The sequence below is a fragment of the Desulfosporosinus sp. I2 genome (genome assembly GCF_000960765.1).
Taxonomy (GTDB): domain Bacteria; phylum Bacillota; class Desulfitobacteriia; order Desulfitobacteriales; family Desulfitobacteriaceae; genus Desulfosporosinus.
The window spans coordinates 1-20172 of the sequence record NZ_JYNH01000034.1; the positions used below are offsets into that span (position 1 = coordinate 1).

General features: G+C 42.9%; 19 protein-coding genes and 1 pseudogene. 18 read left to right on the forward strand and 2 right to left on the reverse strand.

Going from position 1 to position 20172, the window contains the following annotated elements; genetic code table 11:
• Positions 1 to 33: 33 nt before the first annotated feature.
• Positions 34 to 222: an EscE/YscE/SsaE family type III secretion system needle protein co-chaperone gene (locus UF75_RS10050; protein WP_045574475.1), complete on the reverse strand. Its 189-nt coding sequence runs from the start codon at positions 220 to 222 to the stop codon at positions 34 to 36.
• A gap of 388 nt (positions 223 to 610) precedes the next feature.
• On the opposite strand from UF75_RS10050, the gene UF75_RS10055 reads away from it, so the two are divergent.
• From UF75_RS10055 to UF75_RS26995, 5 genes and pseudogenes are all read left to right on the forward strand, one after another.
• Complete coding sequence (locus UF75_RS10055; RefSeq protein ID WP_045574476.1) at positions 611 to 1405, forward strand: DeoR/GlpR family DNA-binding transcription regulator; 795 nt, start codon at positions 611 to 613, stop codon at positions 1403 to 1405.
• Positions 1402 to 2523 carry a DegT/DnrJ/EryC1/StrS family aminotransferase gene (locus UF75_RS10060; protein ID WP_045574477.1) on the forward strand — a complete coding sequence of 374 codons (1122 nt, stop codon included), beginning with the start codon at positions 1402 to 1404 and terminating at the stop codon, positions 2521 to 2523. The genes UF75_RS10055 and UF75_RS10060 overlap by 4 nt, the downstream gene beginning before the upstream one ends.
• A 58-nt stretch (positions 2524 to 2581) precedes the next feature.
• Positions 2582 to 3751 (forward strand): DegT/DnrJ/EryC1/StrS aminotransferase family protein, encoded by a 1170-nt coding sequence (locus tag UF75_RS10065; protein ID WP_242860191.1) that lies wholly within the window; start codon positions 2582 to 2584, stop codon positions 3749 to 3751.
• Between the two features lie 245 nt (positions 3752 to 3996).
• A complete protein-coding gene (locus UF75_RS29030; protein WP_207642478.1) occupies positions 3997 to 4152 on the forward strand; it encodes a hypothetical protein in 156 nt (51 codons plus the stop codon).
• A gap of 25 nt (positions 4153 to 4177) precedes the next feature.
• Positions 4178 to 4640: pseudogene (locus UF75_RS26995) on the forward strand (VanW family protein).
• Positions 4641 to 4760: 120 nt separating this feature from the next.
• Here the strand turns inward: UF75_RS26995 and UF75_RS10080 are convergent.
• Complete coding sequence (locus UF75_RS10080; protein WP_045574480.1) at positions 4761 to 5540, reverse strand: hypothetical protein; 780 nt, start codon at positions 5538 to 5540, stop codon at positions 4761 to 4763.
• A 599-nt stretch (positions 5541 to 6139) separates the two neighbouring features.
• Between UF75_RS10080 and UF75_RS10085 the strand changes: the two genes are divergently transcribed.
• The 13 genes from UF75_RS10085 to gnd all read left to right on the forward strand — a co-directional run bounded on the left by UF75_RS10085 (position 6140) and on the right by gnd (position 20169).
• Positions 6140 to 6391 (forward strand): hypothetical protein, encoded by a 252-nt coding sequence (locus tag UF75_RS10085; protein WP_045574481.1) that lies wholly within the window; start codon positions 6140 to 6142, stop codon positions 6389 to 6391.
• A gap of 151 nt (positions 6392 to 6542) precedes the next feature.
• Positions 6543 to 7229, forward strand: coding sequence for a CDGSH iron-sulfur domain-containing protein (locus tag UF75_RS10090; protein WP_045574482.1), 687 nt, complete (start codon positions 6543 to 6545; stop codon positions 7227 to 7229).
• Between the two features lie 198 nt (positions 7230 to 7427).
• A complete protein-coding gene (ugpC, locus tag UF75_RS10095; RefSeq protein ID WP_045574483.1) occupies positions 7428 to 8552 on the forward strand; it encodes a sn-glycerol-3-phosphate ABC transporter ATP-binding protein UgpC in 1125 nt (374 codons plus the stop codon).
• 114 nt (positions 8553 to 8666) lie between these two features.
• A complete protein-coding gene (locus UF75_RS10100) occupies positions 8667 to 9698 on the forward strand; it encodes a PucR family transcriptional regulator (RefSeq protein WP_045574484.1) in 1032 nt (343 codons plus the stop codon).
• 13 nt (positions 9699 to 9711) lie between these two features.
• Positions 9712 to 10569: a MurR/RpiR family transcriptional regulator gene (locus tag UF75_RS10105; protein WP_045574485.1), complete on the forward strand. Its 858-nt coding sequence runs from the start codon at positions 9712 to 9714 to the stop codon at positions 10567 to 10569.
• A 144-nt stretch (positions 10570 to 10713) separates the two neighbouring features.
• Positions 10714 to 12267, forward strand: coding sequence for a gluconokinase (locus UF75_RS10110; RefSeq protein ID WP_045574486.1), 1554 nt, complete (start codon positions 10714 to 10716; stop codon positions 12265 to 12267).
• On the forward strand, positions 12264 to 13889 hold the full coding sequence (ilvD, locus tag UF75_RS10115; protein ID WP_045574487.1) for a dihydroxy-acid dehydratase: 1626 nt from the start codon (positions 12264 to 12266) through the stop codon (positions 13887 to 13889). Before UF75_RS10110 ends, ilvD begins: the two co-directional genes overlap by 4 nt.
• Positions 13890 to 14081: 192 nt before the next feature.
• The gene (locus UF75_RS10120; RefSeq protein ID WP_197079369.1) at positions 14082 to 15398 is read left to right on the forward strand and encodes a sugar ABC transporter substrate-binding protein; all 1317 of its coding nucleotides are present in this window, start codon (positions 14082 to 14084) and stop codon (positions 15396 to 15398) included.
• 98 nt (positions 15399 to 15496) lie between these two features.
• Positions 15497 to 16375 carry a sugar ABC transporter permease gene (locus tag UF75_RS10125; protein ID WP_045574489.1) on the forward strand — a complete coding sequence of 293 codons (879 nt, stop codon included), beginning with the start codon at positions 15497 to 15499 and terminating at the stop codon, positions 16373 to 16375.
• Positions 16376 to 16378: 3 nt separating this feature from the next.
• Positions 16379 to 17197 (forward strand): carbohydrate ABC transporter permease, encoded by an 819-nt coding sequence (locus tag UF75_RS10130; RefSeq protein ID WP_045574490.1) that lies wholly within the window; start codon positions 16379 to 16381, stop codon positions 17195 to 17197.
• Between the two features lie 25 nt (positions 17198 to 17222).
• Entirely contained in the window at positions 17223 to 17852 is a 630-nt protein-coding gene (locus UF75_RS10135; protein WP_045574491.1) for a bifunctional 4-hydroxy-2-oxoglutarate aldolase/2-dehydro-3-deoxy-phosphogluconate aldolase, read from the forward strand.
• Between the two features lie 20 nt (positions 17853 to 17872).
• Positions 17873 to 19141, forward strand: coding sequence for a lactate racemase domain-containing protein (locus UF75_RS10140; RefSeq protein ID WP_045574492.1), 1269 nt, complete (start codon positions 17873 to 17875; stop codon positions 19139 to 19141).
• A 98-nt stretch (positions 19142 to 19239) separates the two neighbouring features.
• The gene (gene gnd / locus UF75_RS10145; RefSeq protein ID WP_045574493.1) at positions 19240 to 20169 is read left to right on the forward strand and encodes a phosphogluconate dehydrogenase (NAD(+)-dependent, decarboxylating); all 930 of its coding nucleotides are present in this window, start codon (positions 19240 to 19242) and stop codon (positions 20167 to 20169) included.
• The last annotated feature ends 3 nt before the right edge of the window (positions 20170 to 20172 follow it).

Genomic DNA, 20172 nt, shown 5'->3' on the forward strand with positions numbered 1-20172 from the left:
AAATAAATAAGAGGAGCATAAGCTCCTCTTCAATTATCCCTTATAATTTGAAAGTGTAGTATTGGCTGTTTGTAATGCTCCATCAACGGCATTGAGTGTGTTTTGAATTTGTTGTTTATTTTCTGGTTTTTCTACTGTAGTAAGCGCACTGTTTAAACAATTTTTGGCATTTTGAAGATGATTAGTCACATCTTGAACATGTTGTTTTGCATTTTTTGTCATTAAGATTTATACCTCCCAAGTTTTATATTAAAGACAAGCATAGCATTTGTTATTGTGCATTAAAAAATACTAAATTTTTATTAAATTTAACACGTTGATATTTGTACAGTATTCCTTGCCCTTTTACTTGTTGTTGCTGCGGTGTTCGGAATGAAGACCTCTAACAAACCTTGTTTGCAAGTTTGTTAGAGGTCTTTCTTATTATAACGAATTGAAGGGGGTTAAATTATTGTCATGTAATCATGGTCTTACCTACCAAATAATAAGATTAAAACAGCAACAAGCCGCATAAAGCTGAATACAACAGCAATATATAGCAAAAAATACTTAACAAAACCGTAAATTAATGATATCCTATTGATATATCGTAACAAAAGGAGGTATAGAGATGTTTGCAGAGGAACGTCGTGAGCAAATACTTTCCAAAGTTAAATCATTGGGAAGGGTATTTGCAAAAGAACTTTCTGAAGAATTTAAGGTTTCTATTGATACTATTCGTAGAGATCTTACATTGATGGAAGAAGACGGTCTTTTAAAAAGAACTCATGGAGGGGCCGTGCCTTTGTCAAAGGTTAGAAGATTTCCGATGGATGATCGGATTAGATTTAGTGAGGGAACAGAGCATCAAAACGCAGTTGCTAAGCTTGCTGCATCATTCATTGAGCAGGGTGATACTTTATTTATAGGTGGGGCCAGTATTCACTATATTTTGTTGAAGTTTTTACCAGATGATCGGGATTATACCGTAATTACAAATTCACTCATAATTGCTGAAAGACTTAAACACCACAGTAATATTGAAACCTATATCGTATGCGGAAAAGTTAAAAGTGAAGAAGGAATTGTTGATCCTTTGGCGACTGAATTTATAAGAACGTTACGAATAGATACAGCTTTTTTGACCGGTGGGGGAATTTCTGCAAAACATGGACTGAGCAGCTCAACTCCGGAAGGAGCTATTTTCCAAAGGGCTGTTGCGGGAGTCTCTCGTCGCAAAATATGCCTTGCGAATTTTGATAAGGTGGGCACAGAATTCTTTGTAAAAACAATTGATTTAAATGAATTGGATGTTCTTATTACGGATTGGGAAGCACCAGATGAAGAAATTACGAAAATACTACAAATGGGCGTTAAAGTATTAATAGCCAAAGAGAGCACTGAAAGAAGGTTAGATGAATTTTGAAAGTAAGTTTTTATACGTCGCAAAGAGAGTTTAATGAGAAAAAGGACGAATTTAATCGTGCGATTCAGTCTGTCCTCGAGAAGGGGAATTTTATTCTTGGCGAACAAGTCGCTCAACTTGAGAACGATATCCAACAATATACGCAAGCGAAATATGCCATTGGAGTAGCCTCTGGAACGGATGCGCTCATCATCGCAGCAGATATTCTTGGTTTCAAGGACGGAAAAGAGGTTATTACTTCTCCATTTACATTCCTCGCCTCTGCATCATGCATCACAAAGCATAGAGGGCGTCCGGTTTTTGTGGATATCGATGAAGAGACTTTTGCAATGGATGTAAATAAGATTGAAGAAAAGGTCAATCAAAAGACGATAGGGATCCTTCCTATACACTTGTTTGATCAAATGGCGGATATGGATAGGATAATGGATATCGCAGGTAATCATCAACTAAAGGTGCTTGAAGATGCTGCTGAAGCCTTTGGTATGAGATGGAAGGGAAATGGCAGACACTATAAACATTCTGGAACGATCGGTGACTTTGGCGTGTTTTCTTTTTTTCCAACCAAAACCCTTGGGGGCTATGGTGATGGTGGAATGATTATTACTAATAACGAAGAACTTGCGCAACAAGCGAAGTATTATCGGGTACATGGTGCTTCAAAGAAATACCATTATGAATATGTCGGTTATAATTCGCGCTTGGATACACTCCAGGCTGCAATATTACTGGTCAAATTGAAGTATATTGATGATGCAATAAGAAAGAGAGAAGAGATTGCAAAGCAATATATTGAAACATTAAGCGATTGTAAAAATATAAGGTTCCCTAAAATTAAAGGAGAACAGAAGCCAGTTTACTATGTGTTTAACCTATTGGCAGAAAATAGGGATGAATTGGCAGAATACTTGGCAAAAAATGAAATCGGGTATAGTATTTATTATCCCCGCCCGCTTCATTTACAGGCGTGTTTTGGGGATCTAGGGTATAAAAAAGGTGATTTTCCAATCGCGGAGAGGGTATCGAATAAGATAATTGCGCTTCCGATCTATCCTGAAATAACGACGGATGAAGTTGAGTTTATATGTGAAAAGATTAAATTATTTTATAAAAACTAAAATCAGATCCGGGACATTTGGCCTTTATAAAAGTAAGGAAAGGAACTTAAGGATGGCTATTAGAAAAATATCTTTTTCACCACCTGATATAACTGAGGAAGAAATTTATGCGGTTTCAGAAGTATTAAGGTCCGGATGGATTACAACGGGTCCAAATTCAACTTTATTTGAGCAAGAACTAGCAAATTACTGTGGTACTCATCAAGCGGTTACTTTAAATAGTGCAACAGCAGGGTTAGAGCTCATTTTAAAGGTTTTGGGTATAGGCAGGAATGATGAAGTGATAACGACACCTTACACCTATGCTGCTACATCAAACGTACTTTTACATAGAGAAATAATGCCAAAGTTCGTAGATGTTAAGAAAGATAGTTTCTTAATTGATGAACAAAAGATTTATGAGGCGATCACGCCGAAAACTAAAGCGATTATGACAGTTGACATTGCGGGTGTGCCCGTTAACTACGATTCGATAAGGAAAGTCGTGAAGGCGAAAAACCGTGAAGATATTACTCTGATTTCTGACTCCGCACACTCTTTTGGAGCGAAGTATAAAGGCCAGAAGGTTGGAGGGCAGATGGACTTCCATGTTTTCTCGTTTCATGCCATAAAGAACCTGACTACGGCAGAAGGTGGAGCAATTACTTATAACCACAACAGCTTTCACGGCAAAGAAGACTTATATAGGGTATTTAAATACACTTCATTACATGGCCAGAATAAAGACGCTTTTTCAAAGATGCAAGCAGGTGCTTGGAAATATGATATTTTAACCGATGGATTTAAATGTAATATGACCGATATTATGGCAGCAATAGGCCGTGTTCAACTTCGAAGGTATGATGAAATGTTAAGAAAAAGAGCGGAACTCCATAAAGTTTATAATAATATACTTGGTTCGAAAGAATGGGCGATCCTTCCCTTTGACAAAGATGATGAAGTAGAAACATGCTATCACTTATATACATTAAGACTGAAGGATTTTAGCGAAGAACAGAGGGATCGTGTAATACTTATGATGGGCGAAAGAGATATTGCTACAAATGTGCACTTCATGCCGCTGCCCATGTTTACGCTTTATAGGAACCTCGGTTATAGACTTGAAGATTATCCGAATGCACATGCCCAGTATGCAAATGAAATTTCATTACCACTTTATTCGAAGCTATCCGTCGATGATGCTGAATATGTGGCAGAAAAGCTTATTGAGTGTATTGAAAGGATTTAGAGAAGGGCTTCACGTTGGTTGGATAATTAATTATGATCTGCTGAAAGAATTGAACTGGTGATGAGCCAGTTCTTTTTATGTTAATTTGTCAGTTATAGATTGTCGCTAAACTCTTTATACAATCTGACCTTCCTTGTATTTGCTAAGCCGGGAACCATGTCCGATGCCATACTTGTGACAAATCTGATGAATACAGTACAACCAATCATGAGGACAAGCTGCGGTCTGCTGTGGTATATGTTCTGTTGCGTTACGGCATGAAAAAGGAATATCGCATAGACGAAATTCCTGAATTTATTTATCGTTCCAACGGAAAACCCTATCTTAAAAACAGAGGGGATATTTATTTTAGTTTCAGCCACTGTAAGGGCGTGGCGGCATGTATGATCGGTGATAGCTAAGCTTTATAACAGTGATAGTATTGAGGTGCCTGTTCAATGGAATCCCATACTTGTCGATACCAGCACAATAGGGTCAAGTGTTTATGCTGGAGCCGTAGACGGATATAGCAACGCAATCAAACTTAGTCTTACTATTAAAAAGCCCACCGTTGAGAAGAGCGCAGGTCTAATCGCTCAATACTCTACTCACTTTGACTCAACCCAAGTCAATCGTACGGAAAACATTCGCCTTGCTGCAAAGGCTCTCGATGGTAAACTATTAACACCTGGAGAACGGTTCTCCTTCAATGAGAGCCAATTTTGATATTCTCGAAAGACATCGTCACTCCCTGACTGTAGATTATGTTCCTCCCGGGCAGGATGCAACAGTAGCATTTCCTGAACTTGACTTAAAATTAAGAAATAGTACGGATGCAAATCTCCTAATTCTTAGTTATATCGATGGAAATACTTTAAACTTTGAACTTTATGAAAAGGGTGAGAATTGAACATAAAAAACGAGGTTGAAAGCAATCATCGCTCACAGCCTCGTTTTTACTCTTTCTTAACAGTCTAATGGTTCGGTGGAATAGGTGTAGCAAATAAATAGCCGACACGCTTCCGTGATCTTAGGAACCTAGAATAGCATCTTCTTGAGCTTGAGTGATGGTTTCAGCAGATACGAGACTATCCAAGGCAGTTTTAAATCCATCGTTAGGTCCTTTATTGAAGGCACCCCTTGAAGGTGTCATAGCTGTTTGAATAGCATCAGCTTGATCTTGGGTAATCGTACCTGCTGTAACGAGAGCATCTAAAGCTGTTTTAGCTCCGTCTGGTCCCTTAGTTGCGGTTTCCAAAGCAGCTGAAATAGCATCTGCTTGGTCTTGAGTGATGGTCCCTGCAGTGACGAGTGATTTTAATCTGCCTTGATGTCCGTTAGCTTCGCCCCTATTCATGTTTCCCTTATTAGAAGTAACGGCATCAGACTGAACTTGGGTAATCGTACCTGCTGTAACGAGAGCTTCTAAAGCCGTTTTAGCTCCGTCTGGTCCCTTAGTTGCAGTTTCCATAGCAGCTGAAATAGCATCTGCTTGGTCTTGGGTTATGGTCCCTTCTGTGACGAGTGATTCTAATCTGCCCTGATGTCCGTTGTGAGCTCTGCCATTTGGAGTAGTCATCGTAGTTTTGAGAGCTGCTTCAATAGCGTCTTCTTGAACTTGAGTGATGGTTCCTGCTGTTAAAAGACTATCTAGCCGACTTTTAAAACCACCGTCAACTCTGCCTGACTGTGTTTGAGAAAACTTTGGAACAGATACTGTACTATTACTTGTCGTGGCTGCGAATACTGCAGATGCCGATAAAAGTGTTAGTATAGTTGTAGCAATTGCGATTGTTTTTATTTTTTGCATGATTTTTACCCTCTTTCATTTATTGTTTTGCAATATGTATTTGCAAGAACAATATCATTATGCAATAACTATCTGAAACAAGGCTGAGGTTCAGCTGAAAGTTTGCTGAACCTCACAAGAATTATTTCCAAGTCCTTGAGAGGAATTGAATTGAAGATGTAGTGAAGATATTACAATCACAATTCCCATTTGGTTAAACGCATACTGTTTTCAACATAGGACTTAAAATACGATGCGGCAGGCGACATATACCCATTTGTTCGCCAAACCATTGAATGACGATTAAACAATGAGGTTCACGGACGCGTATAAGTGAAATTTTCTGCATATCAAGTCCAGGCATGAATGGGATTAATGCAACGCCAAACTTTGCGCCAACAGGTCCTGCAACATTCCTTTCTTCAAAAGCTTCGAGGGAGCAGAGGACTGAGCGGTTTTAAGGAATTTCTGGGGAGCGTCAATCATACCGTTGTTCAACAATCTCTAGTTCCTGTACTACTTATAAAGTAGTACAAAAGGCAAAAAATTTTGTCTTATCATAAAACTGTAGTAGAATCCTGTTATAGGTTTAAAAAACTTAATTTAGTGGAGGTTGTTAAATGTCTTTTACCATTAAAACTCAAAGTGATGTATTTAAATTTGCTCTTCCCCTGTATGATTATCTTAGCCAGCATGGACATGCCGAACAGGCTGGTGCTCTGGTTAAATTGGTAGACTCCTGTTATCCCCAGGACGCCCAAGCGATAGACGCGCATCGAAAGGCCTTTACGCAAATCCGGGAAACGGTTCATGACTTGCCCTCACAGTACCTGCTCGCTCTCGAGGATGCTTTAAGAGTTTTGTCCGAATAATTAAGATTTCTCGTGAAAAATGAGTTGAATATTAAATGGCTGTCTAGATGAATGTTTAGACAGTCATTTAATCTAATATATGGCGCACTTTTTGCCGCTATTAATTTAACTCTTTTGTTCAAAGGAAATCAATTGAAAGGTGAGGTTAGTTATGTCAAAGGAGAAACAAAACTATAAAATCAAAATACAAAAGAACGGGCCATACCTTGTTACGGGAAATGTATCTTTATCTGAGAAAATTATTGTACCTAAAGGTAAGGGCTATGAATATAAGGAGGGGCAATCATTCCAACAGGCGGAGGTATATGCACTCTGTCGATGCGGAAAATCCAAAAATCCACCTTTTTGTGATGGTTCCCATGAAATTTCTGAATTTGATGGAACGGAAACAGCATCGAAAGAAAAGTATATAGATAGAGCGTTTAAGCAAGAAGGACCAAATCTAGATCTATTAGATGATGATCGGTGTGCTTTTGCTAGGTTTTGTCACAGAGAAGAAGGCAATGTATGGGAACTAACAGATCAATCCGATAATCCTAAATATAGAGAAGAGGCCATCAAAGCCGCAAATAACTGTCCAGCAGGCAGACTTATTGCGGTTGATAAAGAAGGAAATATAATCGAACCTAAATTTGAGCCGTCCATAGAAATCCTTCAAGATCCCGAGCGAGGGGTCAGTGCTCCAATTTATGTTAAAGGAAATATACCCATTGAATCGTCAGAGAGCTTTACATATGAAGTAAGAAATAGAGTCGCTCTTTGTCGCTGTGGTAAATCAAGTAACAAGCCTTTTTGCGATGCTACACATGTATCAGCCAGATATGTAGATACTCAATGATTCCTGGAATCTATTTATCAGTCTCATAGTGACGATTGAAATAGCTCTTGAATGCATTGTTATAAAATTCGTCAACGGTGCAGCGATATTTGTTCATTGTGCCAATAGATTGTCCTGTCTAAGACTTGTTACAATAAGGTAGTAAGAACGTTCCAGCCGACTTAATAAGAGGAGAAAATTGGGAAGGGGAGGGTGTTAGTGGCAGGGTTAAGCTTCAAGAATGTTGTCAAAAAATATGATCAGAATACGGTGGTTTATGATTTTAATTTGGAAATTCAAGATAAGGAATTCTTGGTTCTGGTCGGTCCTTCCGGCTGTGGAAAAACGACGACTCTTCGGATGATCGCTGGTCTAGAGGAAACAACCAGCGGAGAAATCTATATAGGAGACCAATTAATCAACAATGTAGCGCCAAAAGACCGAGATATTGCCATGGTCTTCCAAAGTTATGCTCTTTATCCTCATATGAGTGTTTACGAGAATATGGCTTTCGGCTTAAAGTTACGCAAAATGCCAAAGGCTGATATCGACAAGAGAGTGAAGGAAGCGGCTACAATTCTGGATATCGAACATCTTTTAGATCGTAAGCCGAAAGCGTTATCTGGCGGACAACGACAACGGGTGGCTTTAGGCCGAGCAATTGTTCGAGAACCTAAAGTATTTTTGATGGACGAGCCGCTATCCAACTTAGATGCTAAGTTGAGGGTGCAAATGAGGGCTGAGATTTCCAAGCTTCGACATCGTTTACAGACAACCGTGGTTTATGTGACTCATGACCAAACCGAGGCGATGACGATGGGTGACAGGATTGTCGTCATGAAAGATGGATATATCCAGCAAGTGGATACCCCAATGAACTTGTATAATCATCCGTGCAATATGTTTGTTGCTGGTTTCATCGGTTCGCCTGCCATGAATTTTTTGCGGGCAACCCTGATTGAAGAAAAGGGTGAACTCTGGCTCGTGAACAAGGAGCTTCGCCTTGCACCACTGGCGGAACGTCGAGAGGCTTTGACACCCTATCTCGGGAAAGAAATCATTATGGGGATTCGCCCTGAGTCCATTAATGACGATCTTTCCTATATAAAAGACCATCCAGCTTGGTCATTAGATGTGCATGTGGATGTCGTCGAACCCCTAGGTGCGGAAAATTATATTCATTTTACGATCAACGGAGAAAACTTAATTGCCCGGGTAGAAGCGACGAGCCAGTCAAAACCACTTCAAATTCATAAAGTGGCTTTTGACATGAGTCAAGCTCGCTATTTTGATGTGGAAACCCAAGCTGTAATTCATAGACAAGGTTATGAAGCCTCCTATTAAATCATTCATAGTTGATTTAGTATTGGGTTACCTCGATTAGAGTGATAGAATATGAGTAGCTGTAGCCAGAAGTATAGGCAGGCAAAGGAAAGAAATGCTAGGATGAAGTATAACATGGTCCAAAACGACGGTAATCAACTAGTAAAAGCACAGGAGTTAGCTCGGCGTCTTTCTGACGCAACGGGTGTATACTTTCGAGTTGGTTCGGAGCGTCAATCCACTGATGATAGTTCACTGGATGGTCAAGGTCCGGGACAATTAAGGACTCTTGAAGTATCGGTCGGGGATGAAATTGTCGAATTGGTCTATGATCCCGGAAGCGGAGAGGCAGGACCCTTTACGACTCGCGTTTTAAAAGCCTTGGCTCGAGAGATATTTGATGGACTGATTGTCAGTGACCGAGTTCAACTTGAACCTTGGACATGGGAAAAACTTCTTAACATGGCGCTTGTAGAGAAGTGGGATACAGGGACATTCGCTGCGCGGGTTGGAACTTATCAGCTAAAGGGTCTATCGCTAGGCTTTCCGGTACTAGTTCACTGTTCAACTTGGATCCCTGAGGTGGTCGAGGTGCTGGAGAACCTTTTTCCCCAGGCACCCGTTCTCTGGGTTCTTAAGCCCGATCTATTTCTCTATGTTCCGCTTGACCGAAATGAGGATGGGCTAGTGGAACAAAAAGCTTTTGGAAATGCTTTGATTGAGCAGATTCACTCCTTATTAGCGGATGAGTTGGGTGTTTTGGCAACCGTCTTTGTGGGACAAGTGATCGAAGAGGATATTTGGGCAGGCTTTTTAGAAGTACGGAAATTAACCGAACTGCACCGTCGCTTTTTTATCGGAACACTTGGTTTAGCTGCGTGGAATGTGGGCCTAGCAGTGCTGATGCTGGAGACTCGTTCGATTGTCGGACAAGACTATATCCGAGGTATTCTTGGGCACCTGAATAAAGAATTGCTGGATACTCTCAGAGTTTTTCTGGAAAAGGATATGAGTGTTGCAGACTCGGCTCGGGCCTTATATATTCACAGAAATACATTGACCTATCGCTTAGATCGTATCACTGAAATAACAGGGCATAATCCTCGACGTTTAACTGGGGCAGTTCATTTATACATAGCACTTTGGTTAAGTAACCATAGCAATTAAATGGAGGAAAAGCATGGATGAGAATCTTTTACAAGGCTGCCTTGCCCGTATTAGGGGGATACTACCTTCCTTAAAGTCCGCAGAAAGTCGGGTAGCTAGTTATATTTTGAAAAATCCGGATCAAATCATTCATCTTTCAATTACTGAACTGGCGGAATTTGCCCAAAGTGCTGAGGCAACTATTTTCCGCTTGTGTAAACGTTTAGGATATGGTGGTTACCAGGCTTTCAAAATCTCGCTAGCAAGTGATTTAGTCAAACCCTTACAAAATATCCATCAGGAGATCACCCCTGACGATAATCTCTTGACCATTGCAGCTAAGGTCTTCCATTCAAATATGGAGGCACTAAAAGACACCTTAACACTTGTTGATGAAAAAAGTTTGGAGAAGGCAGTTCAGACCTTGCATCAGGCGACCAGGATTGAATTTTATGGTTTGGGAGGATCGGCGCCGATAGCGATGGATGCATACCACAAGTTTATTCGCGTCGGAATTCCCAGTATTGCGCTTACCGATTCGCATATGCAGGTTATTTCGGCCCGTCTTTTACAGCCAGGAGCGGTTGTTTTGGCAATAAGTCACTCAGGGAGTAACATAGATATTGTGCAATCCATAAAAACAGCGCGTCAAGCAGGTGCCGTGACCATTTGTTTAACGAATTATCCTAAATCTCCTGTCACGAAAGAAAGTGATATCTGTTTGCTTTCCTCCAGCCAAGAATCTCATTATCGGAGTGAAGCGATGTCGTCCCGAATCGCCCAACTAAGTATTATTGATACGTTGTATGTTGGAGTTTCCTTGCTACGGCGGGATATTCTGTTGGAGAATCTCCAAAAAGTTCGGGAAGTAATTGCCTTGAAACGGTTTTAAATCCTACGTTGAACTAGTTGTAGGGGCAATTCATGAATTGCCCCTACAACTTCGTGGGTGATTTGTTTAAGCACATGAACGTGGTTTGGCGTAACGATAAAACAATTATGTTTCTTATATGATGTATAGCAAGGTGGGGAAGCGGTGAAGCAGCGGGAATGGATTCTAAGTGTTGATGTGGGAACGTCCAGCGTCAAAGCGACAATATTTAACGGAGAGGTAGAACTGGTTCGCGAAGCTAGTAGTAGCTATCCTTTGATTCAGACTCAGTCAGGTTATGTTGAGCAGGATACACAGAGTGTCTTGACAGCTTTTCATCAGGCAATTCAACTAGTATTATCAGGAATAACAAATTGTCCAAATGTCTTAGTTCTAAGTACAGCGATGCATTCCTTAGTGGCAATCGATGAGTTTAATCAGTCAATAACCCATCTTGTGACCTGGGCCGACCAACGAGCTGAGGGTGAGGCAGGACGATTACGTTCTAGCATTCAAGGCAATTCAATCTATCAAAAAACTGGAACTCCGATCCACGCCATGTCGCCACTGGTTAAGCTGGCATGGTTTAGGGAAAATGAACCTGAGATCTTTGGCAGGGCGAAACTTTGGTCGGATTTAAAGTCCTTGATCCTGTTTGATTTGCTCGGTGAGTGGGTGATCGATGAATCTCTCGCCTCGGCTACAGGACTCTATAATCTTTTGACTCGGGATTGGGATCAGGAAGCGATGGCGTGGTGTGGGGTGACCCGGGATCAGTTGCCAAGGCTGGTAAAAACGACAGATATTTTGGGGTGTATCAGACCCGAACTGACCAAAAGGTTAGGGTTAGGCCAAAATATCAGGGTTGTTGCCGGTGCAAGTGATGGAGCCTTAGCCAATTTAGGGGTAGGGGCTGTTGAACCGAGTTCTTTAGCCATTTCCATAGGGACGAGTGGGGCAGTTCGAGGAATGGTTAAAAAACCGATGTTAGATCCTAACGGTCGCCTCTTTTGTTATCATGTGGATTCGAATCATTATATTGTCGGCGGGCCCATCAATAACGGAGGAATCCTGTTGCGCTGGTTGCAGGGCATTTTGTTAGATAGGGGAGAACCCTCTAAAGAACTTATTTCCGAAAATGAGCTCACTCACACTTTCTATGAACTGATGAACCAAGGGGTCAATAAAGTTGCTCCAGGGTCAGACGGTCTTTTTTGCCTGCCCTATCTAACTGGAGAACGAGCACCGTTTTGGCGCGAGGATTTATCCGGAAGCTTCTGGGGATTGAAACTAAATCATAGTCGTGACCATCTAATACGGGCAGTACTTGAAGGGATCTGTTATCAGCTCAATTCGGTCGTTGAATTGCTGGCGGATTTAGCAGGACCGGTCGAGGAAATCCGTGCAACTGGGGGCTTTATCAAATCCCAGGTTTGGGTTAAGATCTTGGCCGATGTGTTAGGGAAGCCATTAGGGGTCCTTGAACATACTCAGGGGTCGGCCTTAGGGGGGGCCTTCCTGGCTTGGTATGCTTTAGGACAGATCAACTCGTTAGAGGAATGTGCCAAGCTTGTGCCACTAGCTCATGTAGTACGACCAGATGAGGAGAGGACCGCTCGTTACCAAGACGGGTATGCTCTTTTCAAGGAATTAATAATTTTAGGAGACAGAGCGTATCTGAAACTTCAGGAATTTTCACATAAGGGGGAGTCTCTATGATAAATCGATTAAATCAACTTCCACCGTTTCAGCGAGCCATTGCCAAGGCCCATTTGTGTTCTGCGGGTTCTAGTTACGAGGATTTGGACCGCCCGATCGTTGCAGTAGTCAACACTTGGAATGAAATTGCCCCAGGACATGCTCCACTAAGAGAACTAGCGGAACACGTTAAACGCGGAATTTTTCAGGCAGGTGGTACACCCCTGGAATTTAATACGATAGCAATTTGTGATGGTATTACCCAAGGACACTGTGGCATGAATTACGTCCTTCCCAGCCGGGAACTGATTGCCGATTCGATTGAGACGATGATTCTAAGCCACGACATATTTGATGGAATGGTATTACTGGGTTCCTGCGATAAAATCGTGCCAGCATTGATGATGGCGGCGGCTCGGATTGATTTTCCCAGTATTCTTGTCTCAGCGGGGCCAAATGTGCCGGAAATCAAGCCCCGGGATTCCAAAGCAGCGCGTCAGAGTTTCCTTCGGGGTGAAATTGACGAGAGAACGTTAGTAGCAGAGACCCTCAAATATTATCCTGGTCCAGGGATATGTCCTTATCTAGGAACTGCCAATACGATGGGTATGCTGACAGAGGCCATAGGGTTAGCTTTACCAGGAAATGGACTTGTGCCAGCGCAAAGTTCTCTGCGTTTCAGCCTAGCGAAAGAATCTGGAATCCAGATTGTCAAACTCATCCAAGCTGGAATTTCCCCGAAGCAAATTTTGAGCAAAGAAGCCTTCGAAAATGCGATTCGAGTTTTGTTAGCTATTGGCGGATCCTTGAATGCGGTACTCCACCTCTTAGCCCTGGCTAAAGAAGTCGATGTTGATCTAACGTTAGAAGATTTTGATCGGTTAAGTCGTATTACTCCATTATTAACAGCCGTCGTTCCGAACGACCAAGACCACACGGTCGTTGATATTCATAGGGCAGGAGGGACACCAGCTGTGATGAAACGTCTGGAACCCCTTTTGCAAACGGACATAATAACGGTTACAGGGCAAACGGTCCGGGACAATTTAAGTAATGTACAAGAAATCGGAGAATTAATTCATTCCTTGGAAAATTCACTTAAACAAGAGGGCGGATTAATCGTATTATATGGCAGTTTAGCACCTGAAGGGGCACTTCTCAAGCAGTCCGCAATCAGTGGGACTGAACGTCAGATTGAGGGAGTAGCTAGGGTATTTAACTCAGAGGAGGAATGTTTAGAGGCTAAAGATGTTACTCCCGAAGAGATTCTGGTGGTGCGTTATGAAGGACCAGCGGGTGGTCCTGGAATGAGGGAATTACATCGAGTCACCGAATTTTTACAGGTCCATGGCGGCAAAGCAATCTTAACGGATGGTCGCTTTTCAGGAGCGTCAGGTGGAGTCTCGGCAGGATATATTTCACCTGAAGCCTATGCCGGAGGGCCGATCGCCTTGGTTCAAAATGGTGATCGAATTGTTATTGATATTGAAAATAGGCGACTTGACCTTATGGTTGCACCGAAAGAATTAGCAGTTCGGCGAGAGAAGTTTGTCCCTATTCAGAAAAAAGCCTCCCAGCTCCTGAAGGGGTATGCTCATAGAGTTTCTTCGGCAAATCTTGGGGCAATTATAATCAATAAATAAAGTGGGTGAAGCAAGACAACTGTCCCTTTGCTTCACAAGACGTGTTTCAACACTAAACTTTAAAACGAATAATATTTTCATTTCCATAATGTAATGAAGAATATTTTTTTCTTAACTAGAGGAATCAGAAAAGATATGCCGAATATATATACTATAATACAAAATTCATTTAAAAAAGTAGGAGGGGAAACTGTGAAGAAACCGAAAAAATTTTTAAGAGGAGTCGCTATGGTTTTAAGCTTGGCTATGACCTTAGGTCTAGTCGCTGGCTGTGGAACTAAGACGGCTACCCCACAACCTGCAGCAACGGATAAACCGTATGCTGGAACTCAACTACGCGTAGTTTTTGCTAACCACCCTTGGGCGGATGCTATTAAAGCCCAACTTCCGGAATTTGAGCAAAAAACTGGGATCAAAGTCAATCTAGAAAACTTTTTCGAAGATCAACTGACCACTAAGCTCACTGTTGAACTGACCTCTGGAACGACCACGATTGATGCCATGATGTTTCGCCCGCTTCAAGAAGGGAAGCTCTTCGCGAAAAATGGTTGGTTGAATGATTTAACCACTCAATCCCAGAAAGATAAAGCATGGGATATCAGTGATTTCAACAAAGGCGCTATCGGTACAGTGACCATGGATAATAAGCTCTATGGCGTGCCGATTGTTACCGAACGAGAAATCCTGTACTATCGCAAAGACATCCTGACCCAAAACAATATAGCGGTTCCCAAGACCTTAGATGAGCTCCTCGCCGCTGCCAAAAAAGTTAACGATCCTAGCAAGAAACTTTACGGTTTTGTAGCTCGTGGTAAACTTTCCCCGGCGGTAACTCAGCTCTCCAGCTTCCTCTATAGTATGGGCGGCGACTTTGCCAAAGACGGTAAAGCAACCGTGAACACCCCTGAAGCCATTAAAGCTTACCAAACCTATGGTGACCTTCAGCGTCTCTATGGGCCTCCGGGAACTCTGAACATGGCATGGCCAGAGGCCTTCGCAGTGTTTCAACAAGGTCAGGCTGCTTTCTTAACGGATGCAGACAGCTTATATACGAACTTGACCGACCCCAAAAAATCCACTGTCTCGGATAAAGTAGGGTTTGCACCATTCCCTGCTGGTTCTGCTGGTTCCAAGCCTTACAATATTACCTCTTGGGCTTTGGCGCTTAATGCTAAGTCTAAAAATCAAGATGCAACCTGGGAATTCATCAAGTGGGCAACCAGCAAAGAACAAGTTCTAAAAATGCAACAAGCCGGCAACCCTGGTGCACGCGAGTCTGTTTGGAACAACCCAGAGGGACTCAAAAACTTCCCAGCCGAGTATGCCGCAACTGTTAAGGAATCCATGAAGACCTCGGTCGATCATGACAGACCTCTGGTCATTAATATCGGACCAGCGCGGGACGCTGTCGGAGGACCGATTCAAGCAGCGATTCAAGGAAAAGACGTGAAGGCAGCAGCTGATACTGCAAATGCTGCGTTCCAAGCGATCTTGGACAAAGAGAAATAAGAGTCTTCGATCCAACACTCCTCTTTTGAATGAACGAGCCTTCCGCTTATACGGAAGGCTCGGCTTCTCCTTTTAAATTGTACTTAGGGGGGTAAACCATGTTTAGTCGTTGGCTTGAGCGAAATATTAAATACGTGTTTCCACTGCCTGCAGTTCTATTTGTTTTACTAATGATGGTGTTTCCTATTGCTTACACCTTCCGTTTGAGTTTTTATGAGTGGAGTATGTCGTCACTGGTACCGCCGGCTTGGGTCGGAGTGGAGAATTATAAAACCCTTTTGTTTAGCGATCCGCGTTTCATGGCGTCTCTGTGGCGCACCTTTTCCTTCACCATCTCTGCAGTGGCAGTTGAGACGGTCCTCGGAGTGGGTATTGCTCTCTTGTTTAACCAAGATTTTAAAGGGAAGAACGCTTTAAAGACCTTATTTCTCTTACCCATGATTGCCACCCCCGTAGCCATTGGTCTTGTCTGGATGCTAATTTATGAACCGAACATTGGGTTTGCCAATAAGGTTCTTCAATTCTTGCATATTCCTCCTCTACTTTGGTTGGCCTCGCCACATCAGGTTTTGGCATCGCTCGTTGTTGTCGATGTCTGGCAATGGACTCCGATGATTGCTTTAGTCGTTTTAGCTGGCTTGTCATCTTTACCGACCGAGCCCTATGAGGCGGCTATGGTTGATGGAGCATCAAGGTGGCAAGTACTAACCAAAATTACCTTGCCTCTTTTACAGCCGACAATTCTGGTTGCCGTACTCCTCCGGTCGATTGATGCTTTGAAGACCTTCGACATTATTTATGCTATGACAGCCGGTGGACCGGATTTTAATTCGGAAACCATTAACATTTATAGTTTTGTTCAAGGATTTTCTTATTTTCATTTAGGTATGACTTCGTCACTGCTTATGATCTTCTTTGTGATTGTTCTCGGAATGAGTATGCTCCTGGTTACTGCCAGGAAACGTTGGGGGGCTTAATGTATGGCAAAACGTAAGGATCCAGTTCGGTTTTTGCAACGGCTGCTCCTCGTAGCAGTAGTTTTAGCCTTTTTGTTTCCCTTCTTTTGGATGATTTTGGCCTCGTTCAAGACCCAACAGCAGATTCTTTCTCCGAATAATGTCTTTGTTTTTGAGCCAACGTTTCAGAATTACCTTGATGTTTTTCAACAATACAGCTTTATGAAGTTCATTTTTAATAGTTTTATTATAGCCGCAGCCTCAACGATTCTCTCATTGGTGCTGGGTTTACCCGCGGCCTACTCAATTGCCCGCTATCACCAAAACAAGTTAGGCATGACCATTTTAATAGCCCGGATCGTTCCAGGAATCACCTTTCTGATACCTTGGTTCATTATTTTCTCCAAACTAAGTCTTGTTGATAGTTACACTTCCATGATCTTAAGCCATATGCTGGTCGGTTTGCCCTTTATCGTCTGGATTATGGTATCCTACTTTGAAAATATTCCTTCGGAATTAGAAGAGTCTGCTCGAGTCGATGGATGTACCATCCAGGGAGCATTTTGGCGGATTGTTTTGCCGATTTCCGGACCTGGAATTATTACCTCTTCGATTTTTTCCTTTGTTTTTTCCTGGAACAACTTTATGTTTTCACTGGTCCTTTCCGGACAAAAAACAGAAACGCTACCGATTGCTGTTTTTTCATTTCTGTCATACTCCTCGATCAATTGGGGCGGGTTGATGGCTGCAGCGGTCGTAATTACTCTCCCCGTTCTGATCCTAGCCCTGTTTGCGCAGAAGTATATTATCAGTGGCTTAACGGCTGGCGCGGTTAAGGGGTAAAAAACGCAATGGAGGGAAGCAAGCGATGTTTAAACATAGACTCTGGCACAATGGTATTTTAGCTATTTTGCGCGGCTTAGATAAGCAAGAGACCTATGATACGGTCCAGGCTTTGATTGAAGCTGGAATCTTTATGGTAGAAGTCACCTCAGATTCGCCCAATGCTTGGCACGTCATAAATACCCTTAAGACTAAGGAACCGCGCCTTGTCGTGGGTGCTGGGACAGTCCTTGATACAGAGACAGCACGTGAGGCAATTGAGGCTGGAGCAGATTTTCTCTTTTCTCCGGTCGTTCGTCCCGAAGTGATTCAGATCGCGCACCGCTATGGACGGATGGCTATCCCTGGAGTGATGACTCCGACAGAGGCGCTCCTAGCAATGGAATGCGGTGCCGATATCGTTAAGCTATTTCCAGCAGGTTCTTTAGGGGTTAACTATTTGAAGGAACTGCGCGGTCCTTTCCCTTACATTCCATTTATCCCAACGGGCGGAATTACAGCTCAAAATGCAGCTGCCTTTATTAAAGCGGGTGCTGTAGCGGTCGGCATGGGAAGTGCCTTGGTTAATAAAAATTGGCTGAAGACTAAAAACTATGCTGAAATAACGCGCATGGCTAAAGAACTTGGTCAAGAAATCTCGGCTGCAGCGGTATAAAGCGTTGAGAAGGTGAAAAAGTGGGAATCTATGAAGAATTGTTACAAAGTGTTTCGTTACCAAAAGTAGCTCGAATTCGCCAAACCTTTTCCGACGAACAGCTTAGGGATATTCCAAAGGAGATTTGTCAGGCCCTTAAACGTCCTGGAACTCTTGATCGTATTCAAGCAGGGGAAAAGGTTGCCATCAGTGTCGGAAGCCGGGGTATTGATAACCTTCAGTTGATCGTTCGCACCCTCGTGACTGAGCTTCACAAAAGGGGGGCGGAAGTGGCTATTATTCCAGCTATGGGGAGTCATGGTGGAGCCACTGCTGAAGGGCAAAGGGAAATACTACTAAGGTTAGGAATTGTGCCTGAGGTCGTAGGGGCGGAAATAGTTTCTAACCTGGACGTTAGCATGATTGAATTGTTGCCGGATGGTATCCCGGTGTACTTAAGCAAAGATGCACTGGAGACTGATCACATCGTACTTTTAAACCGAATTAAGCCACATACTGCTTTCCGAGGTCCTATCGAAAGCGGATTGGTTAAAATGTTGACGATTGGCTTAGGGAAACAAAAAGGAGCCGAGGTTTGTCATGCCAGGGGATTTAAGTATATGGCTCAGACCCTTGTTGAGATGGGTTCACTCCTGTTAGAAAAGTCAAAGGTAACGTTTGGACTGGGCATTGTCGAAAATGCCTATGACCAGACCTATTCGATTACGGCCATTCCAGCGGAGCAATTAATGGCGGAAGAACCCAAGCTGTTAATTCAGGCAAAAAGCCTAATGCCTTGTTTGCCAGTTAATCAGCTGGACGTCTTGGTGATTGACGAAATCGGCAAAGACATTAGCGGGGATGGAATGGATCCTAATATAACCGGTCGTTATCCGACTCCCTATGCGCATGGCGGCCCAGAGATAGCTAAAATGGCTCTTTTGGATCTGACGGAACGAAGCCACGGCAATGCTAACGGAATCGGAACCGCAGATTTTGTAACAAAGAGACTTGTAGAAAAAATGGATTTGGAACAAACCTATCCGAATGCCCTGACTTCAACGGTCACAGGCCCAGTCAAAATTCCTTTAACTCTGGGTTCGGACTTTGACGTTATTAGGGCAGCGGTGAAGACATGCAATGCGAATAATCCAAACATGATCCGCCTGGTTCGAATCAAAAACACCTTGCGTATTGGGGAGTTCTGGGCTTCTGAGGCGGTTGTGAAGGAATTGTCCGAACGCGAAGGCGAATTTGAAATAGGGGAATTAGAAGAGTTTAAATTTGATCAACAAGGAAATTTTCTATGATTTCTTATGTACAGTTAAACAGAAGATAATTATAAATTATAAATTATAAATTATAAATTATAAATTGTGAATTGTGAATTGTGAGGGTGGTGAAAGACATGAGGGATTCTGCTTACGGCATGATCGGGCTCGGCAAAATGGGTGCTTCAGCCGTAGAAAATGTTTTGTCCAAGGGAATAAAAGTTGCGGTTTTTGATGTTTTTCAGGAGCAAGTTGATGAGCTATCTAAACTAGGGGCCAAAGGATGTCGCACCTTAAAGGAATTAGCAGACTCCTTAGAAGCCCCTCGTGTGATTTGGCTAATGGTTCCAGCGGGAGATCCCATCGAAGAAGTCTTATTTGGGGAAAATGGCCTGAGCCAATTTCTCAGCCCCGGGGATATCATCATTGATGGGGGAAATTCCTTTTACCAAGACTCCGTACGCAGATCCAAACAGTTGGCTGAGTTAGGAATTCATTACTTGGATTCCGGTTCCAGTGGGGGAACTGAAGGTGCAAAAACTGGTCTCTGCCTGATGGTCGGTGGAGATACAGAGGCTTTTGCTCATGCCAAACCCTTTCTTCAAGCACTATCCCAGGGTCGGGGGGCGTGTACCCATGTGGGACCTAGTGGGGCTGGGCATTACACCAAAATGGTGCACAATGCCATCGAGTACGGTATGTTACAGGCGATCGGCGAAGGATTTGAGCTTTTAGACGCCGCACCCTATGATTTTAACCTTCAAGAAATCGCTTCTTTATGGACAAAAGGCAGTATTGTCAGTAGCTATTTAATGGAATTGGCCGAACGAGCCTTTGCCAAAGATACAGACCTTAGTCAGATTATGGGCGAAGTCGGCGGTGGAAGTACGGGAAGTTGGGCCATCGAAGAGGCCTGGAAGGTTGGAGTTCCGTTCGAAGCGATTGCTTTGTCTTACGCAGCACGTCTGCGTTCCAGGCAGAATGACACGTTTGCGGGTAAAGTAGTATCAGCTCTTCGTAATGAATTTGGGGGCCATGCTATGGTCACACGTCCACTAAAGGGGTAGCTC